Below are 9813 nucleotides of genomic sequence, written 5' to 3' on the forward strand. Positions count from 1 at the left end.
AACGCCTCGTGGTGGTCGCACAGGGCTGCCAGGCTGCAGGCGAGCCGGCGCGCGTGGGCGAGAGCGCCGTACGCGCCGGGTGTCGGCTGGGTGCGTAGTTTGGTGCGGGCTTGGTCGGTGCAGGCGAGGGCGACGTAGCGGGGCACATCCTCGGCAGCCGCTGGAGGGCGGCCCGTTCGACTTGAGGGAAGAGTGGGCGGGCGGTGAGTGCCGTGTCTGGCTGGGAGCTTGTCAGCGGCCGGACCACATCACCCCGCCGGCGGAGCCCGCGAGGGCGGTGAGGAACGTCAACAGGGGATAGGGCAGACGTTGGATCGTCAGACGCAGGCCGCCGAGGCGCAGGTCGACGGCTGGGGCGCTGGGGCGGGGGCGGGGAGTGTGCGACATGGTGTGCCCTTCGTCGGTTGGACCGCGGTGGTGCCAGCATGGGCGACCGATCCGCCTTTCCGTACCGAAAAAGGCCTGCTGCCAGCGGTTTTACGGCATCTGGCAAGGGCGTGGGGGAATTAGGGTTCACGAAACCCGTCCATGGCGCGACAATTACTCCTTCGCTGCGCTCTCTGATCAGCGGACATGCAGCCCGGGGCATCGGGGGGAGGGCCGGGGTGGCGGGAGGGAAGGACGCGTCGCCGCGACGGGAGAAAGTGGGCCCGGAGGCTCGGGCCTACGGTGCAGCGCTCGCTGCCTGTCTTCGGCAGACGGGCGCTACGCAGCGGGACCTGGCCCGCTTCACCTACCTCTCCGAGGCTGCGGTCAGCAACTACCTGAGCGGTGTACGCATCGCTCCACAGCAATTCGTGGACAGACTCAGAGACTTCGCCATATCGCGTGGAATCGGATCAGGCACACCATGCGACGTCGAGCATCTGCATGCGCTGCGGCGTGCTGCTCAAAAGGCCAGTCGTTCGGCGGAAGTGCGGCTGGCGGTGGCCAAGGAGGAGATCGAACGGCTGACGACCCAGTTGAATGACCTGCAGCACAGGTACAACGCTGGCCCGCGCAGCCGCGTTCACGACCTTGAGCAGAAGCTTAGGGATAGTGAGCGCGAGGTGAGGGACTTGAGGCGCCAGTTGGAAAGCGTCGAGCACGACCTGGAGGCTGAGCGCAAGCGTGCGGAGCTGAGCAGCGCCGGGGCGCGCATAGCCCTTGGGGCCTTGGTGTTGTCAAATCGCACTGCTTCGCCAAGGCCACAGCAGGACATCGCCCGAGACCTGCGGCAAGCAGAAGCACTGCTCGGCCGACTCGATGGGTTGCACGAGCTCGTACATCAGCTGACGCCGGGTCGTGGCGTCAGGGCGGATGCCTCCGCAGGCGAGGGTACGGACTCCGCGGCGATCACGCGCGACGTTCCGGGCGGTTTCCTCCGCCGGACATCGGCCTCCAGGGCACTACGCTGGAGGCAGCATCGTCCCTTGCAGATCTACAGCCGGAGCGCAGCCGGGCTCAGTACAGCCGTGCTCAGCCTGAATTTGTCGGCGTTCGTGGCCACTTGGCGGGCTGACACGGGGCTGACCCTCGGCCAGCTCAACGCCTACGTCGTCCTGGTGTTCCCCGTTGGCTTCGGCGTGTGTGTGTTTCTGGTGTGGCCGAGCATAGAGAGGGCCCGTCGCAGCCAGTTGCAGGCAGACGTGTATCGCCTGCTCGCCACATGCGCAGGAGCTGCTTTGGTCATCGGAATCGCCGGCTCATTCCTCATCCCTCCGGTGTCATGGGTGGGGCGGGCCTGGGCTGGCGCTCTCGGCCTGCTCTAGCGGCTGGCTCAGGACATCTTGGCAGCGACCCTACGGCCGTCGTGGAAGTGATGGGGGAAATGAGGGCGGGATCATCCTCACCGCGACCGGCGGCACCCCTACGGCCGGGTCGACGAAGCCGGCGCCGTCGCCGCGGCACCAAGACCTACCAGGGCATGAACGAAGGGCACACGACGACGGGACGGAGCCCGCGCCAGCCTTCGTGCCCTTCGCGATGCGCGCGGCGGCCGGCGCGCTGTGACGGCCCTGGTGCGGGGAGGTGGCGTCTCGGAGTCCTGGACGGGTGCCGACGGGTACTCCCGCCGGCTGTGCGGCCGAGCGCGGTCAGGCGGTGCCGGGGCCGGTGATCTGCGCGAGCCAGTGGGCCAGGCTGGCGCGGGTGTCGTGCAGGCGGGGGTCGTTCAGATGCTCTTGGAGGGCGAGGAGTTCGGTGAAGGCTGCTGCGGCTTGGGTGGCGTCTCCGCTTTGTCCCAGCCAGGTCGCCATGGTGTTCAGGGTGTCGAGGGTGTGGGGGTGGTGCGTTCCCAGGGTGTGGCGCCGTCCTTGAAGGACGGTGCGGCATTCGTCCAGGGCTTGCCGGCTCTGGCCGGTCTGCCACAGGGTGACGGCCAGAGTGAAGCGTGTGGTGAGGGTCGCGGGGTGGTGCTCGCCCAGCTCCGGGTGGTTGATGCGGGCTTGGAGGTCGCTGTGCAGGCGGGCCACGGCGACGTGCGGAGGTTCTTGCTCTCCGCGCAGCGCATCCCGGGTGAAGCGGGTGTGCAGGGTGTCCGGGTGGTCGTCCCCGAGCAGCCTGCTCTGCAGGACAAGCACGGCTTCGCACTCGGCGAGGGCGGTGTCCTGCTGCCCTGTCTCGAACATGATCACTGCGAGCAGGTGACGGGCAGCCAGAGTCGTGGGGTGCTCTGCGCCCCACTGTCGGCGGCGGGCCTGCACAACGGTGCGTGCGATGTCTTCGGCTGGGGCAAAGTCCCCGGTCAGGTGCAGCCACCGGGCGAAGTCCGTCTGGGCGAGCAGGGTGCGCTCATCTGCGAGGCCATGATGGCGTATTGAGGCGTCGACGGCGTGCTGGTAGGCGCGGCGTGCCAGCGGACGCCGGCCGTAGGTGTGCGCGCTCCAGGCGAGGGTTTGCGCCTCGTCCCCAGTGGTGCAGGCCAGAACCTGGGCGAAAACGTCGTCACGGACCCACCGCGGAGGACTCTCGCGCTGCTCCTCATGCTGCTGCGTGGCGGTGACCAGGTGTGGGAAGACATCAACGGGAGCGCCCCCGCCCTCCCCGCGGGGCAGCAGCAGCGACAGGGTGCCCACGCGCCGCTGGGTGCTCCACTCCCAGGCCGCGGCCAACGGTTCGTGCTGCAACCGGGGTTGGTCGGCCAGATACGCGGTGTGCAGGTCCTGCAGCAATTCACGACCCAATACCCGGGTCAGGCCCAGGCGCCGGCAGTCGACCGCCGCTCGCACCAGCAGAGCGCCCCGTGCGTGGGGTCCGGCCTCCAGCGCGCTGCGCCAGTGGGTGTAGAGCGTCAGGCTGGCGCCGATGTACTCCGCCAGACCGTAGTCGGCCGTGAACTGCAGGGCCTCTTTGATGCGCGGATCACCGGTGCGGCTTTGGGCCCGCTCGAGTTCGTGTGTGGAAAACCTTCGGGTGAGCCAGACCTGGCGGGCATCGTGCACCAACGGCCCGAACTCACTGCTGTAGGCCGACCCGGCAGCCTCCACCTGGGAGAGCAGGTCGGGCCTGATCGTGGCGATGATCGCCCGCTGTCTGCTGGCCGAGACGATGTGCCGCACATCGCTGAGCGTGAGCCCGCCAGGCACGAGATACTGATCCAGCTGGTCCAGCCAGAGGACGGCGCGGGAGTTCTTCTTGGCGCGATCGAGGATGACCCGCAGCTTGTCGACCGCAGGATGCGGGGCGATCAGCGTGTGGTCGGGCACGGCGGCGCGCATCGCCTCGTAGGCCGTGCGCCTCGCCCCCGACAGATGGTCACCGACCAGCAGCACGAACATGCCTGCATGCAGCAGCGATACCAGCTCGCCATGCACATCCCGTGGCACATAGGGCGGCAGCGACGTCGTCCCAGGTGCCCGCCAGGCATGGCGCACGCCCAGCAGCGTGGGATCGTCCACCTCGCTCACCCGCGGAAGCCCCTTGCCGCCCGGCACGATGAGACACCCATCCTGCACCGCCACCCGGCTGCTCGAGCGGCTCTCCAGGGAGCGCTGCGCCATGCTGGTGAAAGCAGCCGCGAGACCGGCGAGCACCACGCCCAGCGCCAGCACCCACGCGGTGGTGACGCCCGTTGCCTGCAGCACGCCAGGCAGCGCCAGAATCAGAGCGAGCCCGCAAACGAGCCCCACCGCCCCCGCAACTGACGCACCCCGCCGCCCCCTCGTCATCACGCCCCCTCGCCGCATCCTGCGCCCGCCTGATGCCAGGCTCATGGTCATCAGTTGCTGACACGTGGTCAATGGTGCGGGCAAGCGGTGTCTGGCTCAGCGTGATGGCGACACGGCAAGCCAAGCTGCGTCAGATCCCGGCCATGTGGGCACCCCGGAACCCTGCGAGCGTGCCTGGTCCTGTCCTACCGGAAACCCGATACCGGATCGTCCCCAAGTCCACCGGAAAGCTTGATGGCTGGGATCCTGCGGTCACGAGTGGCGGGCAGCCGTAGCGAACCGCACCGCCCCAGGGCTCCGAATGCCCGTACCGTGCCGATCAAAAGGTTGGATACGGCAACGACCTCGCCACTCAGCACCCGGAACTCGCAGCACGGTGGCACCCCATTCGCCACAACGACCTGACACCGGACCAAATCCCCTACGAGGCACGGCGCAACGTCTGGTGGCGCTGCGCCAGAGGTCACGAATGGCGCGCTGCTCGAGCAGAACGCCGGGTGCGATTTCCCCGGCGGTCACGCAGGCGAACTTGGCCTCGACGATCTGCCGTAAGGGCGGCTACACCGCCGGCATCCGCCCGTCCGCGTACGTGACGGGCAAGGAGAAGCGGCTGAACGCAGCCTCCTATGGCTACACCGGGCGCATGGGCGATGCCGAGTACGATCACCTGATCAGCCTTCAGCTGGGCGGCGACCACAACGACTACCGCAATCTGTGGGTGGAACCCGCCGACCCCGGCCACCGCTCGGGCTCCGGCGTCAACAATAAGAAGGACCCGGTGGAGACCAAGCTGCACACCGCGGTCTGCAACGGGCAGGTCACCCTCGCCGCCGCGCAGAAGGCGATCGTCACCGACTGGACCACCGCCCTGAGCGCCCTCCACCTCGGCTGACCGGGAACGGTGTTGAGGGGGGCTTCCGAACGGGGCGCTCCTGAGGATGCCGCACCGGCTCCACGGCCTGCCGAGCCTCTGTAGGCGGAAGGATCCCCTTGTCACCGGCGTGGGCACACCACCCGGCAGCGGACCGAGAAGACCGTGGCGAGAAGACCCGGAAGAAGACAGCAGCGGCTGCGGACGCGTCCGGCCCCCTACCACCGGATCGTGGGCGATCTGCTCGCGCTGGAAGGGCAGTACCACGGGAGCGCCGCCCTGGAGGACTTCACCGACGACTTCTCCCCGGTGTCCTGCCCGCACTGCGGTGCTGAGGTGACCGTCGCCGTCGGCGCCTGCGGCTGCTACTTGGCCATCCGGGACGGGGGTCTGGGCGGCATCGAGCGGCGGGCGTTGCGGCCCGCCCCGGCCGAGGAGCTTCGCGACCCGGGCGCGTGGATGCACGCCACAGCCGTCCGGGACGAACAGCAGGGATGGCTTTGTCGCTGAGAACCGACAGTGCATGCAGGTGAGTTTTGGCAGCGCTTCGTGATCGGTCGGCGGAGGCATGCAGGTGAGTTTTGGCAGCATCAAGGCTCCGCCTGGCCTGCTGGCCGGGTGCGATGATCATCTTCGTGTCTTCGCTGCCCGGCATGGAGTGAGAGGACCACAAGACGTGGATGTGTATGAAGCCGTGGTCAGTCGCAGGGCGGTGCGAGCGTTCAGCGATGAGCCGGTGCCCCGAGTTGTCCTTGAACGAGTGCTGGCGGCAGCGACGCGGGCCCCGTCGAGTGGGAACCTGCAGCCGTGGCATGTGTATGTCGTGACCGGTGAGCCTTTGGCGGAGCTGAAGAGGCGTGCGACGGCCAGGGCACTGGTGGGAGACCCGGGTGATGAGCGGGAGTATCCGATGTACCCGGCCGAACTGGCCTCGCCGTATCTGGACCGTTTTTCCGCCGCGGCCGCCCAGCGATACGAAGCGCTGGGAATCGAGCGTGACGACCCCGCCCGGCCCGTGAAGATCGCCGCTTTGAACTCGGAGGCGTTCGGGGCACCGGTGGTGCTGTTCTGCTACCTCGACCGGACGATGGGGCCGGGGCAGTGGGGGGACGCGGGGATGTACTTGCAGACGGTCATGCTGTTACTGAGGGCGGAGGGGTTGCACAGCTGTCCGCAGGTGATGTGGACGATGTATCGCGAGACCGTCAGCCAGATAGTCGGAGCCGATGACGAACTCGTGCTGTTCTGCGGTGTCTCGGTGGGATTTGAGAAAGAAGGCGTGCCACGGCTGCGTACCGGGCGGGCGGACATGACCGAAACGGTGAGGTTCATCGGAGCCTGAACCTGCTGATCTGTGATCCTCACAGCAGACGGGTCGTCAGTCGGTGTCGCTGCTGCGCTCATTGCGGGCTCGGGTCTGGGCGAGGGGGAAGGAGTCGGTGCCGGTCTCGATGATGTTCCCGCCGAAGGTGAGCCGGTCGACGATGGCCGCGCAGAGCCGGGGATCCGTGAAGGTTTTCGTCCAGCCTCCAAAACCGGTCAAAACCTGGAACAACAACTCGGCGCCGCGTTCGTCGAGTTCCATGTGTTGGGTCGGGGACGGGACGCCGTGCACCCTCTCGGGTGTCGGTTTTCCCGCCCCCGCCCGCCGAACCGGACGTGCCCGTTGGCCGAGCATCCGGCTCTCCACGTGATCCGCTGGATCAGGCGAGGTATTCGCTGACCTGGCCGACAAAGGCCGCATCGTCGTGGCTGGTCCGGCGGAAGCGAGCTCCGTCTGGATCGACCTCGTCGATGTTGTAGGGCGTGCTGATCTGCGCTCCGCGGAAGCGGTAGCGCTCGACCCGCATCTTCGCCGGGTTGTGGAGGGCGAGACCGCCCTCCGTGATGCGATCGGCCCCGCAACTCTGCCGAAGGCTCCAAACCTAGAGATCACCAACAGCATCACTTCTGTGGAGCTCTCACGCTCTGTAACGCCTGGGGAGTGGATGGTCCTTCGTGGCTCGTTGACAGACCCGTTTGGGATCATGCCCGCATGGACTTCGACCTCGCCCCACCAAGCGGTGTTGGCCCATTGCGGATCGGTATGAGTCGGCAATCGGCCAACACGGCGCTGGACTCGTTCCGCGATCTCTCAGCGGTCTCGGAGTCCGACCGGCCGGGTCAGCGTGTCTTCCGTCCCGGTGGACTGATGATCAGCATCCACTGCATGCGAGACGTGCTCGAAGCCGTTGAGCTCGGGAGGCCGGCGGCTCAGACAGACCGAGTCATCTTCCGGGGCCTGGACGTGTTCGCGATCCCGGCCTGCGAGCTGGTGCAACGCATGGGCGAGTACACCTCGATCGAGCCAGACCCCGACGACCCGGCGTCTTTTATCGCCTCTGACCTGCTCCTGAGCTTCTGGCGCCCGTTCGCAGCCGACGACGAGCCAGAGGAAGAGCAGGGCTACTTCTTCAACTCGGTGCTGCTGGCACGGCCTGGCTATTACGACACCCCTGCTCAGGCTGCGGAGCGACTCCAGCAGGGCTCGTGACGGCCCCGTCAGGATGCCAGCAGGACTCGTTTGCGCAAGAGCTTGAAGCCGGCGCGCCCGTACATCGGACGGCCCACACGCCGCACGGTTACTCCGAGCTCGGCGACCTATGTGGTCGCAGCACTGGCGGATCGTCCGGAGCGCTGCCGCGATCCGGGGGCTGTCCAGGTTGACGGCTGACGAGGGCAGCCGGCAGGGCCGGCAGGTCGGACTGGCACATTGGGTCGTCGTGACCGATGCCCGGGGCGGTGACCGGGGCCTAGGTTCGGGCTGTCCTCGTCGGTCGCCCGCGGCCCGACACTCACCCGGCGAAGTGAAAGGCGGTTCATGCGCCGGCTCACCTACTACATCGGCTGCAGTCTCGACGGCTTCATCGCCGGACCGGGCGGGGAGACCGACTCCTCCGGTTTCGACGGCGACCTGAAGGACGCGATCCTCACCGAGTACCCCGAGACGATTCCCCGGCCATGCCCGTGAGGCACTGGGTCTCGTCGCGATCCCGCCCGATCCCGCCCTGCGGATCGGCGTCACCAGCCCCTATCCGCACCTGCGGCAGTACGCCTTTTCCTCCACCCTGACCCGGACCGACCCCGAGGTGGAGGTGGTGTCGGGGAACCGGCCACCAACGGGTGTCATCCACGGTGTCCCCCGGCGCGCCGATCGCGGCCCGCCAGGCCCGACGGAGCTTTCCCACAGCGGAATTGACGGTTTGGCGCGCAATACCCAAGGAGATTCGTGATGGACACGAGCAACACCGGTTTCTCCAAGACCGGGCTGATCAGGATACGCGACGTGCTGGAACGGCACGTCGACTCCGGGAGGATCCCCGGACTCGTCGCACTGGTCGGTCGGGGCGAGGAGACCCACGTCGAAGTGCTCGGGACGATGCACCACGGCGGCGGCGCGCCGATGCGCCGGGACACGATCTTCCGGATGGCCTCCACCTCCAAGCCGGTCACCATCGCCGCGGCGATGGTCCTGCTGGACGAGTGCCGGCTGCGCCTGGACGACCCGGTCGAGCCGTGGCTGCCCGAACTCGCGGACCCCCGGGTGCTGGCTCGCGTCGACGGCCCATTGGACGACACCGTGCCGGCCAGGCGGCCGATCACCATCCGGGACGTGCTGACCTCCACCTTCGGCCTCGGTATGGACATGACGGTGCTCGGCACCCCGATTATGAATGCGGTCTTCGAGCAGGGGCTCACGCCGAACCTGCCGCAGCCAATGCCCGAACCGGACGAGTGGATGCGCCGCCTCGGCGCGCTCCCGCTCATGCACCAGCCCGGCGAGAGCTGGCAGTACCAGATCAGCAGCGACCTGCTCGGCGTACTCGTCGCCCGCGTCACCGGCCAGCCGTTCGAGACATTCCTCCGCGAGCGCATCTTCGATCCTCTGGGCATGAGGGACACCGGCTTCCACGTCCCCGCAGACCGGGTCGAGCGGCTGCCGACGCTCTACGCCCCCGACCCGCGCACCGGAGAATTCACCGTCTGGGACGAGGCCGAGGGCGGGCGGTGGAGCCGGCCCCCGGCGTTCCAGGGCGGGGGCGGTGGACTGGTCTCCACCGCAGACGACTACCACGCCTACTTCCGCATGCTGCTCAACCACGGCCTGCACCGCGGCGAGCGGATCCTGTCCCGCCCCGCCGTCGAGCTGATGACCACCAACCGCCTCACACCCGAGCAGAGCAGCGCCCGCAACACCCTGGCCCGCGACAACGTCCACGTCTCGTTCGGCCAAGGGCAGCACGGCGGGTGGGGCATGGGCATGGCGGTGCGCACCTACCGCGGCGACTACGCACCCGTCGGCCAGTTCGGATGGGACGGCGGAAGCGGCACCTCCACCTACGCCGACCCCCAGCACCAGCTCACGGGCATCCTGCTCACCCAGGTCGGGGCATCCGTACCGGACTCCGTACACCTCATGCACGACTTCTGGACAACGCTCTACCAGGCCCTCGACGACTGAGCACCGCCGTGGCTCCCACGTCAGGGGTCGCCCGAGGCAGAGCTTCCTCGGGCGACCCGGCTCGGGCAACCGGCTTCCCGACCGACCCGACCAACCGTTGGTCCACCCGCAGGAGTCTGCGGTGACGGTGCCGGATTCCGGCAGACCTGCGTCGGCCCATGCGGCCTGTGCGCTGGGGACGGCTCCGCCGCCCCCGATTGCCCGGGGCGGGCCTGTCCCCAAAGAGGAGGGATCCTTGCCGATCCGTCCCAAGCTCGTCCGCACCGGCCCAAGCACGCCTGCCCAAGCCCGCC

General features: G+C 68.2%; 9 protein-coding genes and 3 pseudogenes. 7 read left to right on the forward strand and 5 right to left on the reverse strand.

The window, feature by feature from the left end:
* Positions 1–11 precede the first annotated feature (11 nt).
* Positions 12–146, reverse strand: a pseudogene (locus ABT254_RS44350) (DUF6415 family natural product biosynthesis protein); the annotation flags it as partial.
* Positions 147–231: 85 nt separating this feature from the next.
* Positions 232–387, reverse strand: coding sequence for a hypothetical protein (locus ABT254_RS44355; RefSeq protein ID WP_351483405.1), 156 nt, complete (start codon positions 385–387; stop codon positions 232–234).
* 38 nt (positions 388–425) lie between these two features.
* On the opposite strand from ABT254_RS44355, the gene ABT254_RS44360 reads away from it, so the two are divergent.
* Entirely contained in the window at positions 426–1751 is a 1326-nt protein-coding gene (locus ABT254_RS44360; protein ID WP_351483406.1) for a hypothetical protein, read from the forward strand.
* A 324-nt stretch (positions 1752–2075) separates the two neighbouring features.
* Here the strand turns inward: ABT254_RS44360 and ABT254_RS44365 are convergent, their stop codons facing one another.
* On the reverse strand, positions 2076–4064 hold the full coding sequence (locus ABT254_RS44365) for a tetratricopeptide repeat protein (RefSeq protein WP_351483407.1): 1989 nt from the start codon (positions 4062–4064) through the stop codon (positions 2076–2078).
* A gap of 574 nt (positions 4065–4638) precedes the next feature.
* On the opposite strand from ABT254_RS44365, the pseudogene ABT254_RS44370 reads away from it, so the two are divergent.
* The 3 genes and pseudogenes from ABT254_RS44370 to ABT254_RS44380 all read left to right on the forward strand — a co-directional run.
* Positions 4639–5040: pseudogene (locus ABT254_RS44370) on the forward strand (hypothetical protein); the annotation flags it as partial.
* Between the two features lie 144 nt (positions 5041–5184).
* Positions 5185–5529 carry a hypothetical protein gene (locus tag ABT254_RS44375; RefSeq protein WP_351483408.1) on the forward strand — a complete coding sequence of 115 codons (345 nt, stop codon included), beginning with the start codon at positions 5185–5187 and terminating at the stop codon, positions 5527–5529.
* A 166-nt stretch (positions 5530–5695) separates the two neighbouring features.
* Positions 5696–6361 (forward strand): nitroreductase, encoded by a 666-nt coding sequence (locus tag ABT254_RS44380; RefSeq protein WP_351483409.1) that lies wholly within the window; start codon positions 5696–5698, stop codon positions 6359–6361.
* A gap of 36 nt (positions 6362–6397) precedes the next feature.
* Here ABT254_RS44380 and ABT254_RS44385 read toward each other — a convergent pair.
* A pseudogene (locus ABT254_RS44385) lies at positions 6398–6607 on the reverse strand (ATP-binding protein); the annotation flags it as partial.
* A gap of 115 nt (positions 6608–6722) precedes the next feature.
* Positions 6723–6869, reverse strand: a complete 147-nt coding sequence (locus tag ABT254_RS44390; protein WP_351483410.1) for a hypothetical protein — start codon at positions 6867–6869, stop codon at positions 6723–6725.
* A gap of 185 nt (positions 6870–7054) precedes the next feature.
* On the opposite strand from ABT254_RS44390, the gene ABT254_RS44395 reads away from it, so the two are divergent.
* From ABT254_RS44395 to ABT254_RS44405, 3 genes are all read left to right on the forward strand, one after another.
* Positions 7055–7552: a hypothetical protein gene (locus tag ABT254_RS44395; RefSeq protein ID WP_351483411.1), complete on the forward strand. Its 498-nt coding sequence runs from the start codon at positions 7055–7057 to the stop codon at positions 7550–7552.
* 327 nt (positions 7553–7879) lie between these two features.
* The gene (locus tag ABT254_RS44400) at positions 7880–8029 is read left to right on the forward strand and encodes a hypothetical protein (protein WP_351483412.1); all 150 of its coding nucleotides are present in this window, start codon (positions 7880–7882) and stop codon (positions 8027–8029) included.
* A gap of 261 nt (positions 8030–8290) precedes the next feature.
* Positions 8291–9520 carry a serine hydrolase domain-containing protein gene (locus tag ABT254_RS44405; RefSeq protein ID WP_351483413.1) on the forward strand — a complete coding sequence of 410 codons (1230 nt, stop codon included), beginning with the start codon at positions 8291–8293 and terminating at the stop codon, positions 9518–9520.
* Positions 9521–9813 lie beyond the last annotated feature (293 nt).

Source organism: Streptomyces sp. NPDC001137 (assembly GCF_040298885.1).
GTDB lineage: Bacteria > Actinomycetota > Actinomycetes > Streptomycetales > Streptomycetaceae > Streptomyces.